The sequence below is a fragment of the Pseudomonas entomophila genome (assembly GCF_013523165.1).
Classification (GTDB): domain Bacteria; phylum Pseudomonadota; class Gammaproteobacteria; order Pseudomonadales; family Pseudomonadaceae; genus Aquipseudomonas; species Aquipseudomonas entomophila_A.
The window spans coordinates 61,435-85,474 of the sequence record NZ_JAAMQI010000007.1 but is presented as its reverse complement, the minus strand read 5'-3'; the positions used below and the strand labels follow the sequence as shown (position 1 = coordinate 85,474).

Annotated in this window: 27 protein-coding genes and 1 tRNA gene; 22 read left to right on the top strand and 6 right to left on the bottom strand. The window is 65.3% G+C overall.

Annotated features, from left to right (window positions below):
* The first annotated feature begins 2 nt into the window (after positions 1 to 2).
* The 6 genes from G7Z99_RS07590 (at position 3) to G7Z99_RS07565 (ending at position 4,542) form a co-directional block, all read left to right on the top strand.
* Positions 3 to 626 carry a cytochrome o ubiquinol oxidase subunit III gene (locus G7Z99_RS07590; RefSeq protein ID WP_181092952.1) on the top strand — a complete coding sequence of 208 codons (624 nt, stop codon included), beginning with the start codon at positions 3 to 5 and terminating at the stop codon, positions 624 to 626.
* Complete coding sequence (gene cyoD, locus G7Z99_RS07585; protein WP_181092951.1) at positions 626 to 958, top strand: cytochrome o ubiquinol oxidase subunit IV; 333 nt, start codon at positions 626 to 628, stop codon at positions 956 to 958. Before G7Z99_RS07590 ends, cyoD begins: the two co-directional genes overlap by 1 nt.
* Before the next feature lie 11 nt (positions 959 to 969).
* Positions 970 to 1,857, top strand: a complete 888-nt coding sequence (cyoE, locus tag G7Z99_RS07580) for a heme o synthase (protein ID WP_181092950.1) — start codon at positions 970 to 972, stop codon at positions 1,855 to 1,857.
* A gap of 236 nt (positions 1,858 to 2,093) precedes the next feature.
* On the top strand, positions 2,094 to 3,302 hold the full coding sequence (gene alaC / locus G7Z99_RS07575; protein ID WP_181092949.1) for an alanine transaminase: 1,209 nt from the start codon (positions 2,094 to 2,096) through the stop codon (positions 3,300 to 3,302).
* A gap of 243 nt (positions 3,303 to 3,545) precedes the next feature.
* Positions 3,546 to 3,929 (top strand): YkgJ family cysteine cluster protein, encoded by a 384-nt coding sequence (locus G7Z99_RS07570; RefSeq protein ID WP_181092948.1) that lies wholly within the window; start codon positions 3,546 to 3,548, stop codon positions 3,927 to 3,929.
* A 76-nt stretch (positions 3,930 to 4,005) separates the two neighbouring features.
* Positions 4,006 to 4,542, top strand: a complete 537-nt coding sequence (locus G7Z99_RS07565; protein WP_181092947.1) for a hypothetical protein — start codon at positions 4,006 to 4,008, stop codon at positions 4,540 to 4,542.
* Positions 4,543 to 4,588: 46 nt separating this feature from the next.
* Here the strand turns inward: G7Z99_RS07565 and mnmH are convergent, their stop codons facing one another.
* Positions 4,589 to 5,704 (bottom strand): tRNA 2-selenouridine(34) synthase MnmH, encoded by a 1,116-nt coding sequence (gene mnmH / locus G7Z99_RS07560; RefSeq protein ID WP_181092946.1) that lies wholly within the window; start codon positions 5,702 to 5,704, stop codon positions 4,589 to 4,591.
* On the bottom strand, positions 5,704 to 6,738 hold the full coding sequence (gene selD, locus G7Z99_RS07555) for a selenide, water dikinase SelD (protein ID WP_181092945.1): 1,035 nt from the start codon (positions 6,736 to 6,738) through the stop codon (positions 5,704 to 5,706). Before selD ends, mnmH begins: the two co-directional genes overlap by 1 nt.
* 214 nt (positions 6,739 to 6,952) lie before the next feature.
* Between selD and G7Z99_RS07550 the strand changes: the two genes are divergently transcribed.
* Genes G7Z99_RS07550 through phnE form a run of 4 tightly spaced genes read left to right on the top strand, consistent with a single transcriptional unit; the run spans position 6,953 to position 10,183 of the window.
* A complete protein-coding gene (locus tag G7Z99_RS07550) occupies positions 6,953 to 7,807 on the top strand; it encodes a putative selenate ABC transporter substrate-binding protein (protein ID WP_181092944.1) in 855 nt (284 codons plus the stop codon).
* Positions 7,804 to 8,598 (top strand): phosphonate ABC transporter ATP-binding protein, encoded by a 795-nt coding sequence (locus tag G7Z99_RS07545; protein ID WP_181092943.1) that lies wholly within the window; start codon positions 7,804 to 7,806, stop codon positions 8,596 to 8,598. The genes G7Z99_RS07550 and G7Z99_RS07545 overlap by 4 nt, the downstream gene beginning before the upstream one ends.
* Positions 8,592 to 9,419, top strand: a complete 828-nt coding sequence (locus G7Z99_RS07540; protein WP_181092942.1) for a PhnE/PtxC family ABC transporter permease — start codon at positions 8,592 to 8,594, stop codon at positions 9,417 to 9,419. Before G7Z99_RS07545 ends, G7Z99_RS07540 begins: the two co-directional genes overlap by 7 nt.
* Positions 9,416 to 10,183 carry a phosphonate ABC transporter, permease protein PhnE gene (gene phnE / locus G7Z99_RS07535; protein ID WP_181092941.1) on the top strand — a complete coding sequence of 256 codons (768 nt, stop codon included), beginning with the start codon at positions 9,416 to 9,418 and terminating at the stop codon, positions 10,181 to 10,183. The genes G7Z99_RS07540 and phnE overlap by 4 nt, the downstream gene beginning before the upstream one ends.
* On the opposite strand, the gene G7Z99_RS07530 is transcribed toward phnE, so the two are convergent.
* Positions 10,146 to 11,075 carry a bestrophin family protein gene (locus G7Z99_RS07530; RefSeq protein WP_219854121.1) on the bottom strand — a complete coding sequence of 310 codons (930 nt, stop codon included), beginning with the start codon at positions 11,073 to 11,075 and terminating at the stop codon, positions 10,146 to 10,148. The two genes, phnE and G7Z99_RS07530, sit on opposite strands and share 38 nt — an antisense overlap.
* Before the next feature lie 284 nt (positions 11,076 to 11,359).
* Here G7Z99_RS07530 and G7Z99_RS07525 point away from each other — a divergent pair, with 284 nt between their 5' ends.
* The 6 genes from G7Z99_RS07525 (at position 11,360) to G7Z99_RS07500 (ending at position 16,044) form a co-directional block, all read left to right on the top strand.
* Entirely contained in the window at positions 11,360 to 12,421 is a 1,062-nt protein-coding gene (locus G7Z99_RS07525; protein ID WP_181092939.1) for a diguanylate cyclase, read from the top strand.
* A gap of 88 nt (positions 12,422 to 12,509) precedes the next feature.
* Entirely contained in the window at positions 12,510 to 13,001 is a 492-nt protein-coding gene (locus G7Z99_RS07520) for a thiol-disulfide oxidoreductase DCC family protein (RefSeq protein WP_181092938.1), read from the top strand.
* 100 nt (positions 13,002 to 13,101) lie between these two features.
* The gene (locus G7Z99_RS07515; RefSeq protein ID WP_258196978.1) at positions 13,102 to 13,830 is read left to right on the top strand and encodes a CatB-related O-acetyltransferase; all 729 of its coding nucleotides are present in this window, start codon (positions 13,102 to 13,104) and stop codon (positions 13,828 to 13,830) included.
* 100 nt (positions 13,831 to 13,930) lie between these two features.
* Positions 13,931 to 14,734 carry a matrixin family metalloprotease gene (locus G7Z99_RS07510; protein WP_181092937.1) on the top strand — a complete coding sequence of 268 codons (804 nt, stop codon included), beginning with the start codon at positions 13,931 to 13,933 and terminating at the stop codon, positions 14,732 to 14,734.
* Between the two features lie 49 nt (positions 14,735 to 14,783).
* Positions 14,784 to 15,533 (top strand): hypothetical protein, encoded by a 750-nt coding sequence (locus tag G7Z99_RS07505; protein WP_181092936.1) that lies wholly within the window; start codon positions 14,784 to 14,786, stop codon positions 15,531 to 15,533.
* Between the two features lie 130 nt (positions 15,534 to 15,663).
* Positions 15,664 to 16,044, top strand: coding sequence for a hypothetical protein (locus G7Z99_RS07500; RefSeq protein WP_181092935.1), 381 nt, complete (start codon positions 15,664 to 15,666; stop codon positions 16,042 to 16,044).
* A gap of 101 nt (positions 16,045 to 16,145) precedes the next feature.
* Here the strand turns inward: G7Z99_RS07500 and G7Z99_RS07495 are convergent.
* Positions 16,146 to 16,230 (bottom strand) — tRNA-Leu (locus G7Z99_RS07495).
* 108 nt (positions 16,231 to 16,338) lie between these two features.
* Between G7Z99_RS07495 and queA the strand changes: the two genes are divergently transcribed.
* The 6 genes from queA (at position 16,339) to G7Z99_RS07465 (ending at position 22,439) form a co-directional block, all read left to right on the top strand.
* Positions 16,339 to 17,388: a tRNA preQ1(34) S-adenosylmethionine ribosyltransferase-isomerase QueA gene (gene queA / locus G7Z99_RS07490; RefSeq protein WP_181092934.1), complete on the top strand. Its 1,050-nt coding sequence runs from the start codon at positions 16,339 to 16,341 to the stop codon at positions 17,386 to 17,388.
* Positions 17,389 to 17,402: 14 nt separating this feature from the next.
* Positions 17,403 to 18,518 (top strand): tRNA guanosine(34) transglycosylase Tgt, encoded by a 1,116-nt coding sequence (tgt, locus tag G7Z99_RS07485; RefSeq protein ID WP_172798486.1) that lies wholly within the window; start codon positions 17,403 to 17,405, stop codon positions 18,516 to 18,518.
* 64 nt (positions 18,519 to 18,582) lie between these two features.
* Positions 18,583 to 18,921, top strand: coding sequence for a preprotein translocase subunit YajC (gene yajC / locus G7Z99_RS07480; protein ID WP_181092933.1), 339 nt, complete (start codon positions 18,583 to 18,585; stop codon positions 18,919 to 18,921).
* A gap of 62 nt (positions 18,922 to 18,983) precedes the next feature.
* On the top strand, positions 18,984 to 20,849 hold the full coding sequence (gene secD, locus G7Z99_RS07475) for a protein translocase subunit SecD (protein WP_181092932.1): 1,866 nt from the start codon (positions 18,984 to 18,986) through the stop codon (positions 20,847 to 20,849).
* Positions 20,850 to 20,858: 9 nt separating this feature from the next.
* Positions 20,859 to 21,767 (top strand): protein translocase subunit SecF, encoded by a 909-nt coding sequence (gene secF / locus G7Z99_RS07470; RefSeq protein WP_181092931.1) that lies wholly within the window; start codon positions 20,859 to 20,861, stop codon positions 21,765 to 21,767.
* Positions 21,768 to 21,890: 123 nt separating this feature from the next.
* Complete coding sequence (locus G7Z99_RS07465) at positions 21,891 to 22,439, top strand: glycine zipper 2TM domain-containing protein (protein ID WP_181092930.1); 549 nt, start codon at positions 21,891 to 21,893, stop codon at positions 22,437 to 22,439.
* A gap of 367 nt (positions 22,440 to 22,806) precedes the next feature.
* On the opposite strand, the gene G7Z99_RS07460 is transcribed toward G7Z99_RS07465, so the two are convergent.
* Both G7Z99_RS07460 and G7Z99_RS07455 read right to left on the bottom strand, forming a co-directional pair.
* On the bottom strand, positions 22,807 to 23,385 hold the full coding sequence (locus tag G7Z99_RS07460) for a BON domain-containing protein (protein WP_181092929.1): 579 nt from the start codon (positions 23,383 to 23,385) through the stop codon (positions 22,807 to 22,809).
* Positions 23,382 to 23,975, bottom strand: coding sequence for a phosphoheptose isomerase (locus G7Z99_RS07455; RefSeq protein WP_060392661.1), 594 nt, complete (start codon positions 23,973 to 23,975; stop codon positions 23,382 to 23,384). The genes G7Z99_RS07460 and G7Z99_RS07455 overlap by 4 nt, the downstream gene beginning before the upstream one ends.
* Positions 23,976 to 24,040: the final 65 nt, after the last annotated feature.

Here is a 24,040-nt window from a genome sequence, read left to right as displayed (position 1 = left end):
CAATGTCCAGTCATGTAATCAATGCTGGTGACCATGGTCACGACCATGGTCACGACGATCACCACCACGACTCGGGCCAGATGACCGTCTTCGGTTTCTGGCTCTACCTGATGACCGACTGCATCCTGTTTGCGTCGCTCTTCGCCACCTACGCGGTGCTGTCCGGCAGTTTTGCCGGCGGCCCGTCGGGTCACGACATCTTCGAACTGCCGTTCGTGGCCGTCGAAACCGGGTTGCTGCTGCTGTCCAGTATCACCTTCGGCTTCGCCATGCTGCAGATGTTCAAGGGCAACAAGAGCGGTGTGCTGGGCTGGTTGGCCATCACCTTCCTGTTCGGTGCCGGCTTCATCGGGATGGAAATCTACGAGTTCCATCACCTGATCAACGAAGGCTTCGGTCCTAACCGCAGCGGCTTCCTGTCGGGCTTCTTCGCCCTGGTCGGTACCCACGGTCTGCACGTGACCTCGGGTCTGATCTGGATGGCGATCCTGATGTACCAGATCAACACCAAAGGCATCACCCCGACCGTCAAGACCCGCATGAGCTGCCTGAGCCTGTTCTGGCACTTCCTGGACGTGGTCTGGATTTGCGTCTTCACCGTCGTCTACCTGCTGGGGGTTCTGTAATGGCCAATGCACACGACACTCATCACGAAGGCAATCACGGTAGCGTGAAGTCGTATGTCATCGGCTTCGTCCTGTCGGTGATCCTGACCGCGATCCCCTTCGGCCTGGCGATGTACCCGAGCCTGCCGAAGAACCTGACCGTACTGGTCATCGTGGCGCTGGCTGTCATCCAGGTGGTAGTGCACCTGTTCTACTTCCTGCACATGGACCGCTCGAAAGAGCAGCGCAACAACTTGACGACGTTCCTGTTCACCACCGTGGTGATCGCTCTGCTGGTCGGTCTGTCGCTGTGGATCATGTTCAGCATCCACGTCGAAATGATGGCCAAGTGAGGTAAGACAGCATGTCCCTGAAGCACTTTATCCAGATCACCAAACCGGGAATCATCTTCGGTAACGTGCTTTCCGTGGCGGGGGGCTTTTTCCTCGCCGCGCAGGGTCATGTGGACTTCGCGCTGTTCCTGGCGGTGGTGGTAGGGACGTCCCTGGTGGTCGGTTCCGGTTGTGCGTTCAACAACTGCATCGACCGTGACATCGACCAGAAGATGGAACGGACCAAGAACCGCGCCATGGTCCAGGGCGCCATGTCCCTCCCGGTGGCGCTGGCCTATGCCACGCTGCTGGGCGTCGTCGGCTTCAGTCTGCTGTACGTGCGTGCCAATCCGTTGGCCGCCTACTGCGCGCTGGCAGGCTTCGTCATCTACGTGGGCTTCTACAGCCTCTGGCTGAAGCGTCGTTCGGTGCACGGCACCCTGGTGGGCAGCCTGTCCGGTGCCATGCCTCCGGTGATCGGCTACTGCGCCGTGAGCAATAGCTTCGACCTGGCGGCCTTCACCTTGCTGGTGATGTTCAGCCTGTGGCAGATGCCACACAGCTTCGCGATCGCCATCTTCCGCTTCAACGACTACCGTGCGGCGAAGATTCCCGTGCTGCCGGTGGCGCGCGGTATCCTGGCGGCCAAGAAGCAGATCGTGCTGTACGTGCTGGCCTTCGTGCTCGCCACCTTGATGCTGACCCTGGGCGGTTATGCCGGCCTGGGTTACCTGGCCGTCGCGGCTGCCATGGGCCTGTACTGGTTGTACATGGCCTGGGGCGGCTACAAGGCTGAGGACGACAGCAAGTGGGCGCGCAAGGTGTTCGGCTTCTCCATCCTCACCGTCACCGCCCTGAGCGTGATGATGTCGGTGGACAGCCAGACCGCGACGGATGTGCTGATGACCTACGCACGCTGATCCAGCGGTTGCTCGACCAAAGACCCCGGCCTTCGTGCCGGGGTTTTTGTTTATGTCTCGGCGCCGCGCGTGTCGAGCGCGCAAGGAGTGGGATCGAACATATCACTGAAAATAACCAGAAAAACGCGTTTTTCACCTTTACAGGACCCCTCATTCGACATTATCGTTCGAACAGGTCACCGCAGTGACCAACGTCGCTCGGACGGTTCCGGGCGCTTACGTCTTTCGAGGAAATCATGGCCGAACAAGGTTCGCCGCGCCGTTTCGCGCGCATCGATCGTCTCCCGCCCTACGTCTTCAACATCACCGCCGACCTCAAGATGGCCGCTCGCCGCCGTGGCGAAGACATCATCGACCTGAGCATGGGCAACCCCGACGGCGCCACGCCGCCGCATATCGTCGAGAAGCTCGTGCAGGTCGTCCAGCGCGAAGACACCCATGGCTATTCCACGTCGCGCGGCATCCCACGGCTGCGGCGCGCCATCTCGCGCTGGTACCAGGACCGCTACCAGGTCGACATCGACCCCGAGAGCGAGGCCATCGTCACCATCGGGTCCAAGGAAGGCCTGGCGCACCTGATGCTCGCCACCCTCGACCAGGGCGATACGGTGCTGGTGCCCAACCCCAGTTACCCGATCCATATCTATGGCGCGGTCATCGCTGGTGCGCAGGTACGGTCCGTGCCGTTGATCCCTGGGGTGGACTTCTTCAACGAGCTCGAGCGGGCCATCCGCGAGTCGATCCCCAAGCCGAAGATGATGATCCTCGGTTTCCCCTCCAACCCGACCGCGCAGTGCGTCGAGCTGGATTTCTTCGAGCGTGTGGTGGCCCTGGCCAAGCGCTACGACGTGCTGGTCATCCACGACCTGGCCTATGCCGACATCGTCTACGACGGCTGGAAGGCGCCGTCGATCATGCAGGTGCCGGGCGCCAAGGACATCGCGGTGGAGTTCTTCACCTTGTCCAAGAGCTATAACATGGCCGGCTGGCGGATCGGCTTCATGGTCGGCAATCCCGAGCTGGTCAGTGCCCTGGCACGGATCAAGAGCTATCACGACTACGGCACCTTCACGCCGCTGCAGGTCGCGGCCATCGCGGCGCTGGAAGGCGATCAGCAGTGCGTGCTCGACATCGCCGAGCAGTACCGCCAGCGCCGCAACCTGCTGGTCAAGGGCCTGCACGAGCTGGGCTGGATGGTCGAGAACCCCAAGGCGTCGATGTACGTCTGGGCCAAGATCCCCGAGCACTACGCCCACCTCGGTTCGCTGGAGTTCGCCAAGAAGCTGCTGGCCGACGCCAAGGTGTGCGTCTCGCCCGGCATCGGTTTTGGTGAATACGGCGACGACCACGTGCGCTTCGCCCTGATCGAGAACCCCGACCGCATCCGCCAGGCCATCCGTGGCATCCGGCAGATGTTCCGCACGGATGGATTGCTGGCTCGGTAAGCGGCAAGCGGTAAGTAAGAGCGGATTGGCGTAGGCCTGACCATCGTCGATCCGCTGTTGCATGCAGTGGCCCCGCGCTTCAACAGACAGAGACCCTTCTTCCCCCAGCACCATCGGTTTGCAGCGTGCAGCTCACCACTCGTAACTTTTCCTCTCGCACCCCCTTCTCACGCGCCTGCGGTTGGATTACAAAGAGCGGCGGGGCAGACCCGCCTAACGCCAACCTCTTTCAGCCTGCCCATCATGTCCGAAACCAATCCTTGCTTGAACTGCGGCGCCTGCTGCGGGTATTTCCGTGTGTCCTTCTTTTGGGGCGAGTGCGTGTCGGCGGGTGGGCTCGTGCCTGACGATGCCGTGGTGCAGATCAGCCCAAGCCGTGTGGCGATGATCGGCACCGACAGCAAACCCTGTCGCTGCACGGCCCTGAGCGGGGAGGTCGGTCAGCAGGTGGCCTGCACGCTGTACGCCCAGCGTTCGAGCACCTGTCGTGAGTTCGAGGCCTCGTGGGAGAACGGTGAGCACAATCCGAGCTGCGACGCCGCACGCGCCGCCTACGGCTTGCCTGCGCTCACACCACCCGGCGTCAACGAGCCGCACTGGCCGGATGACGGCATCGCCGTCGCCTGACGCAACACGCGGCACCTGTCGTGCGCCTGGCAGGTCAGGTAAGGTCGGTGCTCGTTTCATCGCCTGGAGAGCCACCTTGGCTGCGCGTTACCTGACCTTCACCCTCATCCTGCTGGGCGTCGGCCTGTGCTTCGACGGTGCGCACATGCGCGGGGGCGCGCACATGCCCGCCGTGCAGATGCTGATCTACGGGCCATGGGGCGTGCCCTTCGGGCTGACCCAATGGTTCGCCAACCCGCTGTTCGCCCTGGCCATCCTGACCCACCGCCGTTACCGACGCCTGTCACTGGGGTTCGGTCTCTGGGCGCTGTACCTGGCCGCCAACAGCGTTGCCATCGAGCGCCTGCCCGACAACCAGAGTTACGCCTTCCACGACGTCACCCACCTGGGGCTGGGCTTCTACCTGTGGTCGAGCGCCATGCTGGTGTTCTGCCTGGGGCAGGGCTGGCAGGTCTGGACGGCACGCAGCCGGCAGGACGTGCCCGGATGGACCTGGCCGGACCTGGCGCTGCTGGTGGCGATCGGAGGGCTCGTCTATGGGGCGACGCAGCTCGATTCGTTGCGTTTCGACAGCGATCAGGTGCTCATGCCGCCGGTGCAGACGGTGCTCTGACCGAGCGGCAGGCGCTGCATCGCCACGTGGGGCGATGCGCAGCCGTTCACCGCGCCAGCGTGTCGCGCTGCGCCCGCGCTTGCAGGTAGGCCTTGACCTGGGCGGCGTCCCCGACGAACTCGATGCGTTCGGCCTTGGCGTCGCGCTGGTAGGCATACATCGGGTCGTAGTACTCGTTGAGCAGGCCTTCGATCCAGCCCCGGTGCGCTTCCACCGAACCGCTGCGCCTCTGTTCGTCCAACGCCTGTTGCAGCAGGCTGGACAGCCGCTGGAAGCGCTCGCCCCCGAGCCGTTTGTAGATGCGCGCCATGCTCTGCTGCAGCCGCTCGGCGAACGCGTGGGGGCCATGCTCCTGCCCGTGCACGGCGATGAACTCGGCGCGCAGGTCGATCACGTAGTCGCGCAGGATGCGCTCGACACGGTTGTCGAAGCGGTCTTCCAGCCAGACCAGCGGGTAGTGCTGCATGCCCTGGTACAGCTCGAGCGGGACGGTGCAGCTGCCGACGATGCGACCTTCGTCCTCGAGCACGAACTGACCGATACCGCGGTCGCGCTTCTTGAGCACGTCGATCGCCAGGGCATTCTCGAAGTCGATCTGCGCCGGTTGCCCGGTGGCGCGCTTGCCGAAGCTGGAGCCGCGGTGATTGGCATGGCCTTCCAGGTCGATCACGTTGTCCAGCTGCGCCAGCACGTCGGTCTTGCCAGTGCCGGTCAGTCCGCCGATCAGCACGAAGTCGCACTGCGCCACGGCCTGGGCCGTGGTGTCCAGCAGGAAGGTGCGCAGCGCCTTGTAACCCCCAGTGATGCGCGGATAGTCGATGCCGGCGTCCTGTTTGAGCCACTGCTGAGCGATCTGCGAGCGCAGGCCGCCTCGGAAGCAGTACAGATAGCCGTCGGGATGGGCCGTGGCGAACTGCGCCCAGGCCTCCAGGCGCGCCTGCTTGACCTCACCGCTGACCAGTTGATGCCCCAGGGTGATGGCCGCGGCCTGGCCCTGCTGCTTGTAGCAGGTGCCGACGCGCTGGCGTTCGCTGTCGGTCATCAAGGGCAGGTTGACCGTGCCCGGGAAGGCCCCCTTGGCGAATTCGATGGGCGCGCGCATGTCCATCATCGGCGCGCCCTGCAGGAACAGCGTGCGAAAATCGGTGCAGTCGTCGCGCATCAGAGCACCTCGACTGCATGACGCTGTCGCTCGACCAACTCGCCGATCGGCGCCAGGTCCAGCCCCAGCTCGGCCGCCACCGCGAGAAACGCGGCCTCGCCGTCGGGCGCGACGGCCACCAACAGACCGCCACTGGTCTGCGGGTCGCACAACAGGTGTTTCTGATCGTCGCTGAGCGTGCCGATCTTGTGCCCGTAGCTGGCATGGTTGCGCAGAGTGCCGCCAGGGATGCAGCCTTCGGCCAGGTAATGCTCGACGCTGGGCAGGCGGGGTACCTGGGCGTAGTCCAGACGCGCGGTCAGGCCGCTGCCGTCGGCCAGCTCCACCAGATGGCCCAGCAGGCCGAACCCGGTGACGTCGGTCATGGCCAGCACGCCGTCCAGTTTGCCGAAGCGGCTGCCGGGTGTGTTGAGCGTGCACATCCAGTCGCGGGCCAGGCCCTGGTCCTGCGGGCGCAGCTTGGCCTTCTTCTCGGCCGTGGTGAGGATGCCGATCCCCAGGGGTTTGGTCAGGTACAGCCGGCAACCGGCACGGGCGGTGTCGTTGCGCTTGAGGTGGCGCTTGCTGACCACGCCGGTGACCGCCAGCCCGAAGATCGGCTCAGGCGCGTCGATCGAGTGACCACCGGCCAGAGGAATGCCGGCTTCGGCGCACACGGCACGCCCGCCACGGATCACTTCACGCGCGATTTCAGGCGCCAGCAGGTTGACCGGCCACCCCAGGATGGCGATCGCCATCAACGGGTCGCCGCCCATGGCGTAGATGTCGCTGATCGCGTTGGTGGCGGCGATCCGGCCGAAGTCGTAGGGGTCGTCGACAATCGGCATGAAGAAGTCGGTGGTCGAGACCACGCCGCGCTCGTCGTCCAGGGCATACACCGCAGCATCGTCACGCGACGCGTTGCCTACCCACAACTTGGGGTCCAGGGCCTGGGTGCCGCTCTCGGCAAGGATCACGTCCAGCACCTGGGGGGAGATCTTGCAACCGCAGCCGGCACCGTGGCTGTACTGGGTCAGGCGAATCGGCTCGCTCATACGCACCTCTGAAGTTCTGATGCGCGATTGTAGCAAAGCTGGCCTTTGCGCCCGTGGCTCTTATAATCAGCCGACATGCGGCGGCGGGTGTCGATCGGCGCAAGGGCGTCAGGCGCGAGGGTTTTTTCGATCACGGTCCTGGTCCTTGTTCGCTCTGCTCGGTGCCCTGTCCGTATCGCCCCTTCCCCTGGCACATTCTCGACCCGGAGCTTCCATGTTCAAACGTCCCCTCGCGCTGGCCGCAGGCCTCATGCTGGCCTGCAGCGCCGTGCTCGCCCAGGCCGCCGACACCCTGCGCGTCAGCGCCATTCCCGACGAGGCGCCGACCGAACTGCTGCGCAAGTTCAAGCCCCTGGGCGACTACCTCGAACAGCAATTGGGCATGAAGGTCCAGTTCGTGCCGGTCAGTGACTACCCGGCCGTGGTCGAGGCCCTGGCCACCGACCGCCTGGACATGGCCTGGCTGGGCGGCTTCACCTTCGTCCAGGTGCACCTCAAGGACAAGACGGCCACGCCACTGGTCCAGCGCGAGCAGGATGCGCGCTTCACCAGCACCTTCATCACCGCCAACCCCGACGTCCACAGCCTGGCCGACCTCAAGGGCAAGACCTTTGCCTTCGGCTCGATCTCCTCGACCTCGGGCAGCCTGATGCCGCGTTACTTCATGCTCAAGAACGACGACATCAAGCCTGAAGGCTACTTCAGCCGGATCGCCTATTCCGGTGCGCACGACGCCACCGCGGCCTGGGTACAGGCCGGCAAGGTCGATGCCGGTGTGCTCAACTCCAGTGTCTGGGACAAGCTGGTCGCCTCGGGCAAGGTCGATACCGACAAGGTCAAGGTCTTCGCCACCACGCCGACCTACTTCGACTACAACTGGACCGTGCGCGGCAGCCTGGACCCGGCGCTCAAGGACAAGATCAAGGCCGCTTTCCTGGCCCTGGACCCGGCCAAGCCCGAGCAGAAGGCGATTCTCGACCTGCAGGCCGCCAGCCGCTTCATCGCGACGCGCCCTGAGAACTACGACGGCATCGAGCAGGCCGCACGCGCCGCCGAGCTGCTCAAGTGAGCATCCACCTGCGCGGGGCCGGGCTGCGCCATGGCCAGGTCGATGCCTTGCGCGGCGTGGAGTTGCGCATCGAAGCCGGGGAGCGGGTCGCCATCATCGGCCCGTCCGGCGCTGGCAAGTCCAGCCTGTTGCATGCCATCGCCAGTGCCGTGCGGTTGAGCGCGGGGCAGGTGGAGGTGTTGGGTGAAAACCCATGGGCCCTGTCCAGTCGCGCCCGGCAACGGCTGCGCGCGCGCATCGGCCTGGTGCACCAGGCGCCCCCGCTGCCGTCGCGCCAACGGGTGGTCACGGCCGTGCTGGCCGGTCGCCTGGGGCAGTGGAGCAGCCTGCGAGGGTTGCTCAACCTGCTGCACCCCACCGATGTGCCGGGCGCTCGCCAGGCGCTCGCCGAACTGGGCTTGGCCGACAAGCTGTTCGTCCAGTGCGGCCAGTTGTCGGGCGGGCAGTTGCAGCGCGTGGGCATCGCCCGCGTGTTGTATCAACGGCCGGCGCTGCTGCTGGCCGACGAACCGGTGTCGGCCATGGACCCGGTGCTCGCCACCCACAGCCTGGCATTGCTCAACCGGCATGCCCAAGCCCATGGCATGACCTTGGTCGCCAGCCTGCATGCGGTCGACCTGGCCATGGCGCATTTCCCGCGCATCGTCGGCATTCGCGCCGGGCAGGTGGCCTTCGACTGCCCGGCCAGCGCCGTCACCGAGGCGTTGCTGGAGACGTTGTACGTCAACGAGCAGCTGTCGCCGCCGCTGCGTCCAGGGTCGACGCCAGGCGTGCAGATGCCACGATGCTGAACGTCGACTCACGTGATCCGGCGGCCTTGCCCCGCCTGTTGTTGATCGGGGCGGCCCTGCTGGTGCTGTGGCCGGGTGTGCACTTGAGCGAACTGAACCCCGCGGTGCTGTGGCAGGCCGACAACCGCCAGCAGATGGCGGCGTTCGTCGGTGCCTTCTGGCCACCGGCCCATGACCCTGAGTTCCTGGCATTGCTGCTCGACGCCACCGTGCAGACCTTGGCCGTCGCCACGGCAGGGCTATGCCTGGCCTTGCTGCCGGCCATTCCCGCCAGCCTGCTGGCCAGCCGTGCCCTGTCGCTGAGCGCCGCCTCCCGCAGTGGTCGGCCCATGCCCCTGGCGCAGCTGGCTCGCTGGCCGGTGCGTGGGCTGCTGATCTTCCTGCGCAGCGTGCCGGAGATCGTCTGGGCGCTGTTGTTCGTGCGCGCGGTGGGGCTGGGGCCGACGGCTGGTGTGCTGGCCATCGCCATCACCTACAGCGGCATGCTCGGCAAGGTCTATGCCGAGATCTTCGAATCGGTCGACCAGCGACCGGCCCACGCCTTGCTGCAGGCAGGCAGCGGCCGTCTGCTCGCCTTCTGCTACGGCATCCTGCCCAGTGCCATGGCCGAGCTGGTGTCCTATACCGTCTACCGCTGGGAGTGCGCCGTGCGCGCTTCGGTGGTGATGGGCTTCGTCGGCGCCGGCGGGCTGGGCCAGCAGATCGACCTGTCGATGCGCATGTTCGACGGCGCGCAGGTGGCCAGCATGCTGTTGGCGTTCCTCGTGCTGGTGATGCTCGCCGACGGCCTGAGCCGGCTGTTGCGCGGGAGGCTGACATGAACCGGGCGATCAACGGGCTGCTGCTGGTGGCGATCCTGGCCGCGATGCTGGCGTCGTTCGGCTACCTGGGGCTGGACCTGCCGGCACTGGTCGGCAACGGTGGCCTGGGCCAGATGGTCGACTACGCCAAGCGCTTCGCCCACCCGGACGTCTCGGCCGATTCGCTGCGCGCCGTCGCCCACGGTGCCCTGGAGACCTTGGCCATGTCCGGGCTCGGCACGCTGCTGGCGATGGTGATCGGCATGCTCCTTGCGCTGCCGGCAGCCGGACGCTTCGGCTGGCCCCTGCAAGGGGTGGCCCGCCTGGTGCTCAATGCCCTGCGCGCCATCCCCGAGCTGGTCTGGGCGGCGCTGACGGTGCTGGCGGCCGGGCTGGGGCCGAATGCCGGCACGTTGGCCCTGGCGCTGCACACGGCAGGCGTGCTCGGCCGGTTGTTCGCCGAGTCGCTGGAGAACGCCCCGGTCGAGCCGGCGCGGGCCATCCGGCAGCAGGGGGGTGGGCAGCTCGTGGCGTTCTGCTATGGGACCTTGCCCAACCTCTGGCCGCAATGGCTGGCCTACAGCCTGTACCGCTGGGAGAACAACATCCGCATGGCTAGCGTGCTGGGCTTCGTGGGCGCCGGTGGCCTGGGGCAGATGCTCTACACCACCTTGAGCCTCTTCCAGGAAGCCCAGGCCAGCACGGTGATCCTGGCCATGCTGGCGCTGGTGGTGCTGGTCGATGCCTTCAGTGGCTGGTTGCGCCAGCGGTATGTGCGGGCGTGAGGGCAGGGGCCTGCTCTGCCATGTCCACGTGCTGGGCCTCGCGCTGCATCGATTCGAGGTTGCGCTCGATGGTCTCGCAGATGGTGTCCATCTGGATCTGGTGCTCACTGGCGCGGAACGGGCTCTGCAGGTCGGTGCCGATCCGTTCGATGGCCAGCAGCATGAAGCCCACCACCGTGGAGGCCAGCGGCGTGAACCAGCCCAGCGACTCCACCAGGCCGACCGGCACGATCAGGCAGAACAGGCTGATGAACAGCCGCGGGAAATACACGTACGGGTAGGGCAGGGGCGTGTTGGCGATGCGTTCCATGCCGCCCTGGGCGTTGGACAGATCGACCAGCGTCGACTCCAGGCGCGCCAGGCGAATGCTGTCCAATCGGCCTGCCTGATACTCCTTGGCCAACAGCGTGGCCGAGCCACTAAGAATGTCGTTGGCGAAGTTGTTCGAGCTGATGCGCCGGTCGAATTCGCTGGGCGGGAGGAAGGCCACCAGTTCGGGCGGGCACGGCTCGCGGCGCAGGTGCGCGGCCAGGCAGTTGACGTAGGCCACGTGCCGGCGCAGCAGCGTCGCCTTGATCGGATTGGTGCCGTGCGCGTCGTTGTCGATCAGCGTCAGCACCTGACGCGCGAAGCTGCGCGAGCTGTTCACCAGCGCACCCCACAGCGTGCGCGCTTCCCACCAGCGGTTGTAGGCGCTGCTGTTGCGAAAGCTGACCAGCACCACCAGCGCCGAGCCGAGCAGGGTCAGCGGGATCAGCGGCAGGGAGAACTTGCTGTCGAAGAACAGCATGAAATCGATGGTGACCAGGATGTCCCAGATCAGCAGCCAGAACAGCGACCAGCCGATGTAGCCGAGCGTCTTCACCACCAGGCGGTACTTGTGGATCAGCATGTCTTTCACAGGAAATGTCTCGCGCAGCGTCGGATCAGCTTCGGACGTTGTCGAGTGGACAAGGTTCGCGCCGTGCCGACGTGCGGCGCGTGCCAGACAGGTTCGACGGCCTGAGGCACTGGCCGCAGGTCCTGCGTTCGGCGGCATCAGGCGGGGTCCCTCGTCCGAGAGGTTTGAACTCTGCTTTTCAATAGTGGCACAATAATGTTACCGCCGAACCGCAAGCCTGGCTTGCCGCCTGTCCGGTGCAGTAGACATGGACAGCTTAAACTCGGTGAACCTTGATGAGTGAACGAACGGGCAAAGGCCTTTCCTTTGCCAAGCGCATGCACGTGCCTCGCGCCCTGGGCACGGGGTTGGGCTTTTTCTGCGTCATGATCGGCCTCTGGCCACAGCAGCCGGCTTGGTGGCTGTGGGGCTTGCTGTTGGCCCACGGTTTCCTCTGGCCGCACGTGGCCTATCAATTGGCGCGTCGTTCCGCCCAGCCGTTTCGTGCCGAGCAGCGCAATCTGGTCTGCGACGGTCTGCTTGGCGGCTGCTGGGCCGGGGCGATGGGCCTGAACCCGTTGCCGAGCGTGATCATCCTGTCGATGATCGCCATGGACAAGATCGCTGCCGGTGGCATGCAGATGCTGGGCAAGGTGTTGTTGGCGCAGGCAGTCGGCATCGTGGTGATCCTGTGCGCCTACGCGCCCCCTGTGTTCCCGGAAACCACCCAAGGGCAGATGCTCGCCTGCCTGCCGATCCTGCTGATCTACCCGATGGTGGTCGGCCTGGTCTGTTACCGCGTGACCTCCCAGCTCAGCGCTCACAAGCGCACCCTGACGCACTTGAGCAAGACCGACAGCCTGACCGGGCTGATCAACCATGGTGCCTGGAAAGAGCTGCTGCGCCTGGAGTTCCAGCGCTGCCATGACGTGGCGCACGTCAACACACTGGCCCTGATCGACATCGATCACTTCAAGACGGTCAACGACCGCTATGGGCATCTGGTCGGGGACGAGGTGCTCAAGGTGATCAGCAGCGCCCTCACCGGCCAACTGCGCAAGAGTGACCCGGCCGCCCGCTATGGCGGCGACGAATTCTGCGTGATGTTGCCCGACGTTACCGCTGCCGATGCCATCGAGGTACTGGAGCGCCTGCGTCAGGCGATCGAAGCCTGGCAGGATCCACGGCTGCCAGGCTTGCGTCTGAGCTTGAGCATCGGTGTCGCGCCGTTCGAGAATCGTCTGAGCAGCGCCGACGCCTGGCTGCATGCCGCGGACATGGCCTTGTACGAGGCCAAGAACGCTGGGCGTAACCGGATCGTGATGGTCCCTCCGGATCAGCAGCGGGCGGCCGGCTGAGGGGGCAGCGGGGGCTGGCGATAAGCTGCAAGCTATCAGCGAATAAGTGCTAGCGTGTAGCTTGCCCTCATCCACGGAGACCGTCGCGATGCCCGTTCCCGAACGACGACCGACCCCCGCGCCCCTGCTACGCCCCGGTGAAACCGTGGTGCTGTACGACGGGGTCTGCAAGCTCTGCAACGGCGTGGTGCACTTCCTGCTGCGCAACGACCCCCAGGCGAGCCTGCGCCTGGCGACCGTGCAATCGCCCGAAGGGCAGGCGCTGCTGGCCTGGGCAGGCCTGCCACGACAGCATTTCAACACCGTGGCCGTGATCCGCGACGACCAGCTCTGGGTCCGCTCCGATGCGTTCTTCGAACTCGTGCCACGGCTGTCCAGGCGCTGGCACTGGTTGAGCGTCTTGCAGTACGTGCCCAAGGCCGTACGCGATGCGGTCTATGACCTCGTGGCGCGACACCGCTACCGCTGGTTCGGCCGATACGACCGTTGTCAGCTACCGAGTGCACGGGATCAGGCGCGTTTTCTCGACGCCGGCCGGCACGCGCCCGGTGACAGGCCTGACGCCCGCGCGCCCGAATGACCTGTGCATCGAGGTGCCGATGCAGGACAAGCCAGGCCGGGCCGTTTAGTATCGACACCTCTGCCGTCGGGCAGGAACGCCGAGTCGAAGAGATCGATACATGAACCAGAATATCCCCATGCCCATGGCCGACGACCCGGTCGACCAGGTCCTGACCGCCGCACGCACTGCCTGGCAAGTCCGCCTGGCGCGCCGGCTGCTGGGGCCGTCGGCGGCCAAGAAACGTTTTAACAAAGTCCTGAAGAAGGGCATCAAGGGGCTGTCCAAGGTCGACCGAGGTCGTGCCGAGTTCCTCGCCCGCTACCCCCGCTACAGCATGGGGCGCGGCTCCTACGGCACGCCGACGGTGCAGGACTACCGCGCCGGGCAGACCTTGAAGATCGGGGCCTACACGTCGCTGGCAGGCACCTCGCGCATCCTGCTCGGCGGCAACCACCGCATCGACTCGGTCACCTCGTACCCTTTCCATGCCTTCCTCTCCCTGGACATGCCCGACCCGACACCGGCCACGGGCGATGTGGTGATCGGCAATGACGTCTGGGTCTGCACCGCCGCGACGATTCTGTCCGGCGTGACCATCGGCGACGGCGCGGTGGTCGCCACGGGCGCGGTGGTGACCCGGGATGTGCCGCCCTACGCGATCGTCGGCGGCGTGCCGGCCAAGGTCATCGGCTACCGTTTCCCCGAAGACATCCGAGAGCGCCTGCTGGCATTGGCCTGGTGGACCTGGCCCCACGAGGAGATCCTGTCGATCGCGCCCCTGCTGTCGGTGCCGGACCTCCAGGCGTTCTTCGCCTACGCCGAGCAGCGCGTACCTCGCGCCGCCTGACGCCCGGTGCAGGGCAGACGGCCTCTGCCCGCTCCCTCCTTGCGCTCACCGCGCGCTCGACTAGGGTTCAAGCACACCCCTTCGACGCAGGTAAGCGACCATGGCGCCCAGAACCCCCAAGCAGCCGCCCGACGAGCCAGTGACGGCAAACCCCTTTCGTCTCAAGTCCCACACCACGCCAGACCCGGCGCACTCGAACGTGCACCGGTATGGCCCGCACAGCTCGATCATCTGCGACACCGAGTCCCGAGGCGGCGTGCGCAACATCGCCGAGCTGCAGCTCGACGCCACCCAGGGCTTCATCCCGCTGTGGAGCGAGGGCTCGATCCTGCGCTGGCGCTTCCGCGAGCAGTCGCTGCTGCCCTTCGAGGACCCCGAGGCGGTCAAGGCCGCCATCGAGGCCTTGTTCTGCAAGGCGCTGCGTGCCTGGGGCGAGGCGGTCCCGGTGAGTTTTGCCCGCGATGACGACGCCTGGGACTTCCAGGTCGTGGTGCAGCCCGTCGAGCGCTGTGACGACACCGGCGGCTGCGTGCTGGCCAGCGCGTTCTTCCCGGATCCCGGTCGGCACGACCTGGTCATCTACCCGACCTTGTTCAAGCAGGACGAAGCCGAACAGATCGAGACGCTCGCCCACGAACTGGGCCATGTGTTCGGCCTGCGCCACTGGTTCGCCCCGCAGCGCGAGGCCGGCTTCCCCTCGACGCCTTATGGGGTGCAGAACGCCGTGTCGATCATGAACTACGGCCCGGACAGCCAACTGACCGACGATGACCGCCAGGACCTCAAGCAGCTGTACGAAGACGCCTGGAGCGGTCGCCTGACCCAGATCAACGGCACGCCGATCCGCCTGGTCAGCCCGTTCCACACGCTCAGAGAGCTACCCAAACGGGTCGTGATGATCTAGTGCGCGTGCGGTCGAACGGGCAGGCCTGTGCAAGCGGACGAGGATCGAGATGAGCGCGACGGTGTTCGTGGGGTGGGACGTAGGCGGCTGGAACTGCGACAAGAACCCCAGCAGCCGGGATGCGCTGGTGCTGCTCGACGATCGGCGACGCCAGGTCGGCACGCCCTGGCGCGGCAACCTCAGGGCCGTGTTCAACCGGGCGGCCACCAGCGCCGAGCTGACCGACGCGGTGCTGGGGCTGTGCCAGGTCGATCGTGCGACGTGCGAGCGGCCCACGCTGCTGTTCGCCATCGACACGCCCCTGGGGTTCTCGACGCCCTTTATCGACCTTGTGGTCCAGGGGCGTGCCGTCGACACCGTCGGCACGTCGTCCAGCAACCCGTACCTGCACCGCAAGACCGAACACTTCTTGTTCCAGCGCGGGCTGTCACCGCTGTCGCCACTCAAGGACATGATCGGCAGCCAGGCCACGAAGGGCCTGCATTTCCTGGCCCGCTACGCTCCCCAGGTGATGCGGTGCGGCGTCTGGACCGATGGCCAGGGCCTGACCGCGATCGAAGCCTACCCGTCGGCCTGCAAGCGTTCGGCGTACATCGAGACGCTGAGGGCACCGTTTCGAACGGCTTCCCAGGGTGCATCCACCGGGGCGACCCCGGTCCATCAGGACATCGACGACGCCCTGACCTGCGCCTTGGTCGGCTGGACCTTCCGCCATGCACCCGAAAAACTGGCGCAGCCTGACGCGAGCATCGACCCCCGTGAAGGCTGGATCTTCGTGCCGCTGGACGGGTTGCGCTGACCAGAGGGCGACACGGGCAGGGCATGAGTCGGCACGGCAGCCCTTCACGCCAGGAACGAAGTCACACCGGCCCACTCATAGCTGGCATGTCCTCGTCGCTCGCATGCGACCTCAACCGTTGGAGCCTTCCATGAAGTGTGTGACAGCCGTTCTCCTGACCTCGATCAGCCTCGGCGCGCTGGCTGCCGGCCCTCAGCCCGACCTGCCCAGCTGCGACCTGGCCCAGCAACGCCAGATCGCCGGCCAACCCGGCGGCGAGCTCTCCGACCCACGCCACGTCCACATCGCGATGCGCGCCAACGTCCTGCAGGCCGACATCGGCAACCTGCGCCGGGCGCAGCGCTTGACCCACGAACAGGCGGACGTGTTGTGGAAGCAGGTGGACGCGATTCGCCAGCAGAGCGCCGGGTTCGTGAAGCAGCAGGGGTTCCTGAGCGCGGCCGAGCGGGCGAGTCAGGATCGAACGTTCGATGAAATTGCGCGGGTGATGTGTCCGGGCATCGACGGCTAGCACGCGGCATGACTGCGCGCGCAGAGTTCAAGAGAGGGATGCTTGATCGGCGGATGACAGGCACAAAAAAACCGACGCTAAGGTCGGTTTTTTCTGGATCTTGGTGCCCCGAGGGAGACTCGAACTCCCACTCCTTTCGAAAACGGATTTTGAATCCGCCGCGTCTACCAATTCCGCCATCAGGGCTTGTGGGGGCGCAGTATAGAGAGGCTCCAGGGGCCGGTCAATCGGCTTTCATGGTGAATTTTCACGCGTTGGGCTAAACTTCCCGGCCCTGTCGAACCGAACATCATCATGCGCGTCGCCGATTTTTCTTTCGAACTCCCTGATTCCCTGATCGCCCGCCATCCGCTGGCCGAGCGCCATGGCAGTCGCCTGCTGGTCCTGGACGGGCCGAGCGGGGCGCTGGCGCACCGGCAGTTCACCGACCTGCTGGAGTACCTGCAGCCCGGTGACATGATGGTGTTCAACAACACCCGGGTGATCCCGGCGCGGCTGTTCGGCCAGAAGGCCTCCGGCGGCAAGCTCGAGGTGCTGGTCGAGCGCGTGCTCGACAGCCACCGGGTGCTGGCCCACGTGCGCGCCAGCAAGGCGCCCAAGGCCGGCACCGTGCTGCTCATCGACGGCGGGGGCGAGGCCGAGATGGTCGCGCGGCATGAGACCCTGTTCGAGCTGCGCTTCAATGAAGAGGTGCTGCCACTGCTCGAGCGCGTCGGGCACATGCCGCTGCCGCCCTACATCGACCGCCCGGACGAGGGCGCCGACCGCGAGCGCTACCAGACCGTGTACGCCGAGCGCGCCGGTGCGGTGGCCGCGCCGACGGCGGGCCTGCACTTCGACGAGCCCTTGCTGGCGAAGATCGCCGCCAAGGGCGTCGAGCAGGCCTTCGTCACCCTGCACGTCGGGGCCGGCACCTTCCAGCCGGTGCGCGTCGATCGCATCGAAGACCACCACATGCACAAGGAATGGCTGGAGGTCAGCCAGGACGTGGTCGAGGCGGTGCAGGCCTGCCGTGCCCGGGGCGGGCGCGTGGTCGCCGTGGGCACTACCAGCGTGCGTTCGCTGGAGAGCGCAGCGCGCGATGGCGAGCTCAAGGCGTTCAGCGGCGACACCGACATCTTCCTGTACCCCGGCCGGCCCTTCCACGTGGTCGATGCTCTGGTCACCAACTTCCACCTGCCGGAGTCCACGCTGCTGATGCTGGTCTCGGCCTTCGCCGGTTACCCGCAGACCATGGCCGCCTACGCCGCGGCGGTGGAGCAGGGGTACCGCTTCTTCAGTTACGGTGATGCCATGTTCATCACCCGCAATCCCGCGCCACGCGGCCCAGAGGATCAAGCATGAGTCGCACCTGTCGTATGTCCTTCGAACTGCTGGCCACCGACGGCAAGGCCCGTCGCGGTCGGTTGACCTTCCCCCGTGGCACCGTGGAGACCCCGGCCTTCATGCCGGTGGGCACCTATGGCACGGTCAAGGGCATGCTGCCACGGGACATCGAAGCCATCGGTGCGGAGATCATCCTGGGCAACACCTTCCACCTGTGGCTGCGCCCGGGCACCGAAGTGATCAAGAAGCACGGCGGGCTGCACGACTTCATGCAGTGGAAAGGCCCGATCCTCACCGACTCCGGCGGTTTCCAGGTGTTCAGCCTGGGCGCCATGCGCAAGATCAAGGAAGAGGGCGTCACCTTCGCCTCGCCGGTCGACGGTTCCAAGGTCTTCATGGGGCCGGAGGAGTCGATGCAGGTCCAGCGTGACCTGGACTCGGACATCGTGATGATCTTCGACGAATGCACCCCGTACCCGGCCGAGCCGGACGTCGCGCGCACCTCGATGGAGCTGTCGCTGCGCTGGGCGCAACGCTCGAAGAACGCCCATGGCGACAACACCGCCGCGCTGTTCGGCATCGTCCAGGGCGGCATGCACGAAGACTTGCGCATGCGCTCGCTTGAGGGGCTGGACAAGATCGGCTTCGACGGCCTGGCGATCGGCGGGCTGTCGGTGGGCGAGCCCAAGCACGAGATGATCAAGGTGCTGGACTACCTGCCGGGGCAGATGCCGGCTGACAAACCTCGTTACCTTATGGGGGTAGGCAAACCGGAAGATCTGGTCGAGGGTGTGCGCCGCGGCGTCGACATGTTCGACTGCGTGATGCCCACGCGCAACGCGCGCAACGGCCATCTGTTCATCGACACCGGGGTGATCAAGATCCGCAACGCGTTCCATCGCCACGATGATTCGCCGCTGGATCCGACCTGCGACTGCTACACCTGCACGCACTTCTCCCGCGCCTATCTGCACCACCTGGACAAGTGCGGTGAAATGCTGAGCAGCATGTTGAATACCATTCATAACTTGCGGCATTACCAGCGCCTCATGGCTGGTTTGCGCGAGGCTATTCAACAGGGTAAATTGGCCGCCTTCGTCGACGCCTTCTATGCCAAACGCGGGCTTCCCGTGCCGCCTTTGGCGTGACTGTCCTTCCTGTGACATCGCAGACGATGACGTCGCGATCACGAGTTAACAACCGGAGTGTCAAATGAGCTTTCTGATTCCAGCCGCCTATGCGGATGCTGCCCCTGCTGCTGGCGCAGGCCCTGCCGGTACCGGCTTCGAGTGGATCTTCCTGGTCGGTTTCCTGGTCATCTTCTACCTGATGATCTGGCGCCCGCAGGCCAAGCGTGCCAAGGAGCAGAAGAACCTGCTCGGCGCCTTGCAGAAGGGTGACGAAGTGGTGACCACCGGTGGCATCGCCGGCAAGATCGTCAAAGTCGCCGACGACTTCGTGGTGCTGGAAGTGTCCGACAACGTCGAACTGAAGTTCCAGAAGGGCGCCGTGGCGGCGACCCTGCCTAAAGGTACGCTCAAGGCCATCTGAGTTACCGGTTTTATTTTCCAGTGGGGCGCGCAACGCGCCCCGCGTCTTGAACGGGCGGCGTGATGCTCAACAAATACCCTCTGTGGAAATACGCACTGATCGTGCTGGTACTGGCGGTCGGCTTCATTTATTCCGCTCCCAACCTCTACCCGGACGACCCGGCGGTGCAGATCAGCGGTGCCAGCACGGCGCTGCAGGTCAACCAGGCCGACCTCGACCGTGCCAGCAAGGCCTTGACCGATGCCGGCATCACCGTCAAGGGCACCAACCTGGGCGAGCAGGGCAAGGGCGCGCTGTTGCGCCTGGCCAACCAGGAAGACCAGCTGCCTGCCAAGGACGTGGTCCGCAAGGTGCTGGGCGATGACTACGTCGTGGCGCTGAACCTGGCCCCGACCACCCCGCAGTGGCTGCGCAACCTCGGCGCGAGCCCCATGAAGCTCGGCCTGGACCTGTCCGGTGGTGTGCACTTCCTGCTGGAAGTGGACATGGACAAGGCCATGAGCGCGCGCATGAAAGTGTACGAAGGCGAGGTCAAGACCTTGCTGCGCAAAGAACGCATCCGCTACCGCAGCCTGCCGCAGCAGGACGGCGCGATCATGCTCGGCTTCGCCGACGATGCGACCCGCGAACAGGCCCGCAGCCTGGTGCGCAAGAATTTCAACGATTTCGACCTGACCACCACCGAGCGTAACGAGCTGGCGGTCCTGCGTATGGCGCTGACCCAGGCCAAGGTCACCGAGATCCGCGACTACGCGGTCAAGCAGAACCTCACCACCGTGCGCAACCGCGTCAACGAGCTGGGCGTCGCCGAGCCGCTGGTGCAGCGCCAGGGCGCCAACCGCATCGTGGTCGAACTGCCGGGCGTGCAGGACACCGCCGAAGCCAAGCGCATCCTCGGCAAGACCGCCAACCTGGAGTTCCGCTTCGGCGCCGAACCCGGTGCTTCGCGCGCGACCACCGAGGTCTTCGAGTTCCGTGATGGGGATCGCTCCGCCGCCGTCGAGCGCGGCCTGATCATCACCGGTGACCAGGTGACCGATGCCCAGGCCGGCTACGACGAGCATGGTCGTCCGCAGGTCAACATCCGCCTGGATGGCCATGGCGGCGAGCTGATGAACCGTGCCACGCGCACCAACGTCGGGCGCAGCATGGCGGTGATCTTCATCGAGCAGAAGCCGATCACGCGCTACGAGAAGAAGGTCGTCGACGGCGTCGAGAAGGACGTCGCGGTGCAGACCTTCCAGGAAGAGAAGAAGATCATCAGCCTGGCGACCATCCAGTCCGCCCTCGGCAGCCAGTTCCGCATCACCGGCCTCAACGGCCAGGGCGAATCGTCCGAACTGGCCCTGCTGCTGCGTGCCGGTGGCCTGGCCGCCCCGATGTACTTCGCCGAAGAACGCACCATCGGCCCGAGCCTGGGTGCCGACAACATCACCAAGGGGATCGATGCGTCGCTGTGGGGCATGCTGTTCGTCTCGCTGTTCATCATCGCCATCTACCGCGGCTTCGGTGTGATCGCCACCATCGCCCTGGCGGGCAACATGGTCTTGCTGCTGGCGCTGATGTCGCTGCTCGGCGCGACCCTGACGCTGCCGGGTATCGCCGGTATCGTGCTGACCATGGGCATGGCGGTCGACGCCAACGTGCTGATCTTCTCGCGGATCCGCGAGGAACTGAGTGCGGGCTTGTCGGCACAACGCGCCATCCATGAAGGTTTCAACCGCGCCTACACCGCGATCATCGACGCCAACCTGACCAGCCTGCTGGTCGGCGGCATCCTGTTCGCCATGGGCACAGGGCCGGTCAAAGGCTTCGCGGTCACCATGTCCCTCGGGATTTTCACCTCGATGTTCACCGCCATCATGGTGACCCGTGCCATGGTCAACCTGACCTGCGGCGGGCGTGACATCAAGAAGCTGTGGGTTTAAGGGGCTGCCATGAAAACCATCAACTTCATGGGCGTACGCAATGTCGCGTTCGCCGTTACCGTGCTGCTCACCGTGCTGGCCTTGTTCAGCTGGTGGCAGAAGGGCCTGAACTTCGGCCTGGACTTCACCGGCGGTACCCTGATCGAGCTGACCTACGAGCGCCCGGCGAACTTGCAGACGGTGCGCGACGAGCTGTCCAAGTCGGGCTTCCACGAAGCGATCGTGCAGAGCTTCGGTGCCACCACCGACCTGCTGGTGCGCATGCCGGGCGACGACCCGCAGCTGGGCACCAAGGTCGCACAGGCCTTGCAGCAGGCTGGCGGCGACAACCCGGCCGTGGTCAAGCGCGTCGAGTTCGTCGGCCCGCAGGTGGGCGAGGAGCTGCGTGACCAGGGCGGCCTGGGCATGCTGCTGGCCCTGGGTGGCATCCTCATCTACCTGGCCTTCCGCTTCCAGTGGAAGTTCGCGGTCGGTGCGATCATCTCGCTGATCCACGACGTGGTGGTGACCCTGGGGATCCTGTCGTTCTTCCAGATCACCTTCGACCTGACGGTGCTCGCGGCAGTGCTGGCGATCATCGGGTACTCGCTCAACGACACCATCGTGGTCTTCGACCGGGTACGCGAGAACTTCCGCGTCATGCGCAAGGCCTCGCTGATCGAGAACATCAACGTCTCCACCACCCAGACGCTGCTGCGCACCATCGCCACCTCGGTGTCGACCTTGCTGGCCATCGGTGCGCTGCTGATCTTCGGCGGCGACAACCTGTTCGGCTTCTCGCTGGCGCTGTTCATCGGCGTACTGGCCGGTACCTACTCGTCGATCTACATCGCCAACGTGGTGCTGATCTGGCTGAACCTGAACAGCGAAGACCTGATCCCGCCGGTCAAGGCCGAAGGTGTGGACGACCGTCCATGACCCTGTCCTGACGCCCCTGGGCGGGCACGAAGAAGGCGCGAGCATTGAACTCGCGCCTTTTTTTTCGCTCCAAGGCCGGGAAGAGCGCGGGCGCGGACCCGCAGACAAGATCAGGAGGTTCAGGTGAACAAATCAATGCTCGTGGGTGCGGTCCTGGGTGCTGTCGCAGTGACTGCCGGAGGTGCATTCGCCACCTACAGCTTGGTCAACAAGGGGCCTGAGTATGCCCAGGTGACCGACGTTCAGCCGATCAAGAAGACCATCAAGACCCCACGCCAGGTGTGCAAGGACGTGACCGTCACCCGCCAGCGGCCGGTCCAGGATCAGCACCAGATCGCCGGAAGCGTGTTGGGCGCGGTGGCCGGTGGGCTGTTGGGTAACCAGATCGGTGGCGGTACCGGCAAGAAGATCGCCACCGTCGCCGGTGCGGTAGGCGGTGGGTATGCAGGCAACAAGGTGCAGGAGCACATGCAGAACGGCGATACCTACACCACCACGCAGACGCGCTGCAGCACGGTCAATGACGTGAGCGAGGAAGTGGTGGGGTACAACGTGAAGTACTCGATCGGCGACAAGGCCGGGCAGGTGAAGATGGACCGTGACCCGGGCTCGACCATCCCGCTGGATGACAATGGCCGGCTGGTGCTGAGCGAGGCGCGGACCGGGCAGTGAGCCGCTGATCGAGAGGGCGCAGCTTGTGAAGAGTGTGCGGTGACTGTATAGCCGCCATCGCGGGCAAGCCCGCTCCCACAAGCTGTGTGCGCAGCCATGCCAGCATCGACAGGCTACAGAGGTCTGTGTGAGTGGCTTGCCAGCGATAAGGTCCTGTCAGGCGTCGCCTGCATCGCGGGCAAGCCCGCTCCCACAAGCTGCGTGCGCAGCCATGCCGACACCGACAGGTTGTTGAGGTCTGAGTGGGAGCTGGCTTGCCAGCGATAGGGCCCTGTCAGGCGCCGCCTGCGTCGTGGGCAAGCCACGCATGGGCCCGGCGGGCCCACGCAGTCATTTCTTCAGGCGTCCCAGATGGACACCTGCTTCGTCAGTCGATGTACTCGAACAGCTTCACGATCTTCTGCACGCCCGCCACGCCCTGCACCACGGCCGTCGCCTGGTTGGCTTCCTGCTGGCTGACCAGCCCCAGCAGGTAGACGATGCCGTTCTCGGTGATCACCTTGATGCGCGAGCTGCGCACGTCGGCATCGCCCAACAACTGAGCCTTCACCTTGGTGGTCAGCCAGGCGTCGTTGTTGCGCGCCAGGAGGGAGGAGGGCTGCATCACTTGCAGCTCGTTGTGTACCTTCTTGACCCGCTGGACCTGGCTGGCGGTCTGCTCGGCCAGGTTCTTGAGGTCGGCCCGTGGGGTCTGGCCTGCAAGCAATACCACGCCGTTGTAGCTGCTGACGACGATGTGCGAGTGCTTGTCCAGGTCGGGGCTGGCCTTGGCGATGTTCACCTCGACCTTGGTTTCGATCAACGAGTCGTCGATCTTGCTCCCCAGGGTGCGGGTGCTGCGATCGTCCTCGATCGGTTTTTCCCGCGCAGTGTTGATGACCGAGCTGCAGCCTGAGAGGCTCAGGCAGAGGGTCAGGGTCATCAGGCCGAAACGTCGTGGGCTCATTCTTCACTCCCGAACAGTTGGCTGTCGATCAGATCGCACAGGCAATGGATCGTCAGCAGGTGGACTTCCTGGATACGTGCGGTGACCATCGACGGCACGCGAATTTCGACGTCCTCGGGCAGCAGCAGTGACGCCATGCCGCCGCCGTCGCGGCCGGTCATGGCTACGACAATCATTTCTCGATCATGTGCCGCCTGGATCGCCTGGATGATGTTGGCAGAATTGCCGCTGGTGGAGATCGCCAGCAGCACGTCGCCGGGCTGGCCCAGGGCGCGGATCTGCTTGGAAAAGATCTCGTTGTAGCTGTAATCGTTGGCGATCGAGGTGAGTGTGGCGCTGTCGGTGGTCAGGGCGATCGCCGGCAGGCTCGGGCGCTCGCGCTCGAAGCGGTTGAGCAGCTCGGAGGAGAAATGCTGGGCATCGCTGGCGGAGCCGCCGTTGCCACAGGCGAGCATCTTGCCCTCGTTGAGCAAGGCGTTGACCATGACTTCGCTGGCCAGCTCGATGTGCGGTGCCAGGATGTCCATCGCCTGTTGCTTGGTGTCGATGCTGGCCTGGAACAGCCGGCGAATTCGGGATTGCATGTCCATCTGGTGAGACCTTAAATGGGGCGGTGGCCGGCGCGACGCGCACCACGAGACCAGCCCGCGAAACA

Coding starts and splice junctions, on each gene's coding strand:
- G7Z99_RS07460 (WP_181092929.1), bottom strand. CDS start 23,385: ATGAGCCCACGACGTTTCGGCCTGATGACCCTGACCCTCTGCCTGAGC.
- G7Z99_RS07505 (WP_181092936.1), top strand. CDS start 14,784: ATGAGCGCGACGGTGTTCGTGGGGTGGGACGTAGGCGGCTGGAACTGC.
- yajC (WP_181092933.1), top strand. CDS start 18,583: ATGAGCTTTCTGATTCCAGCCGCCTATGCGGATGCTGCCCCTGCTGCT.
- secF (WP_181092931.1), top strand. CDS start 20,859: ATGAAAACCATCAACTTCATGGGCGTACGCAATGTCGCGTTCGCCGTT.
- G7Z99_RS07590 (WP_181092952.1), top strand. CDS start 3: ATGTCCAGTCATGTAATCAATGCTGGTGACCATGGTCACGACCATGGT.
- G7Z99_RS07515 (WP_258196978.1), top strand. CDS start 13,102: ATGAACCAGAATATCCCCATGCCCATGGCCGACGACCCGGTCGACCAG.
- queA (WP_181092934.1), top strand. CDS start 16,339: ATGCGCGTCGCCGATTTTTCTTTCGAACTCCCTGATTCCCTGATCGCC.
- cyoE (WP_181092950.1), top strand. CDS start 970: ATGTCCCTGAAGCACTTTATCCAGATCACCAAACCGGGAATCATCTTC.
- phnE (WP_181092941.1), top strand. CDS start 9,416: ATGAACCGGGCGATCAACGGGCTGCTGCTGGTGGCGATCCTGGCCGCG.
- G7Z99_RS07510 (WP_181092937.1), top strand. CDS start 13,931: ATGGCGCCCAGAACCCCCAAGCAGCCGCCCGACGAGCCAGTGACGGCA.
- mnmH (WP_181092946.1), bottom strand. CDS start 5,704: ATGCGCGACGACTGCACCGATTTTCGCACGCTGTTCCTGCAGGGCGCG.
- tgt (WP_172798486.1), top strand. CDS start 17,403: ATGTCCTTCGAACTGCTGGCCACCGACGGCAAGGCCCGTCGCGGTCGG.
- G7Z99_RS07570 (WP_181092948.1), top strand. CDS start 3,546: ATGTCCGAAACCAATCCTTGCTTGAACTGCGGCGCCTGCTGCGGGTAT.
- G7Z99_RS07530 (WP_219854121.1), bottom strand. CDS start 11,075: ATGCTGATCCACAAGTACCGCCTGGTGGTGAAGACGCTCGGCTACATC.
- selD (WP_181092945.1), bottom strand. CDS start 6,738: ATGAGCGAGCCGATTCGCCTGACCCAGTACAGCCACGGTGCCGGCTGC.
- G7Z99_RS07550 (WP_181092944.1), top strand. CDS start 6,953: ATGTTCAAACGTCCCCTCGCGCTGGCCGCAGGCCTCATGCTGGCCTGC.
- cyoD (WP_181092951.1), top strand. CDS start 626: ATGGCCAATGCACACGACACTCATCACGAAGGCAATCACGGTAGCGTG.
- secD (WP_181092932.1), top strand. CDS start 18,984: ATGCTCAACAAATACCCTCTGTGGAAATACGCACTGATCGTGCTGGTA.
- G7Z99_RS07500 (WP_181092935.1), top strand. CDS start 15,664: ATGAAGTGTGTGACAGCCGTTCTCCTGACCTCGATCAGCCTCGGCGCG.
- G7Z99_RS07520 (WP_181092938.1), top strand. CDS start 12,510: ATGCCCGTTCCCGAACGACGACCGACCCCCGCGCCCCTGCTACGCCCC.
- G7Z99_RS07455 (WP_060392661.1), bottom strand. CDS start 23,975: ATGGACATGCAATCCCGAATTCGCCGGCTGTTCCAGGCCAGCATCGAC.
- alaC (WP_181092949.1), top strand. CDS start 2,094: ATGGCCGAACAAGGTTCGCCGCGCCGTTTCGCGCGCATCGATCGTCTC.
- G7Z99_RS07525 (WP_181092939.1), top strand. CDS start 11,360: ATGAGTGAACGAACGGGCAAAGGCCTTTCCTTTGCCAAGCGCATGCAC.
- G7Z99_RS07540 (WP_181092942.1), top strand. CDS start 8,592: ATGCTGAACGTCGACTCACGTGATCCGGCGGCCTTGCCCCGCCTGTTG.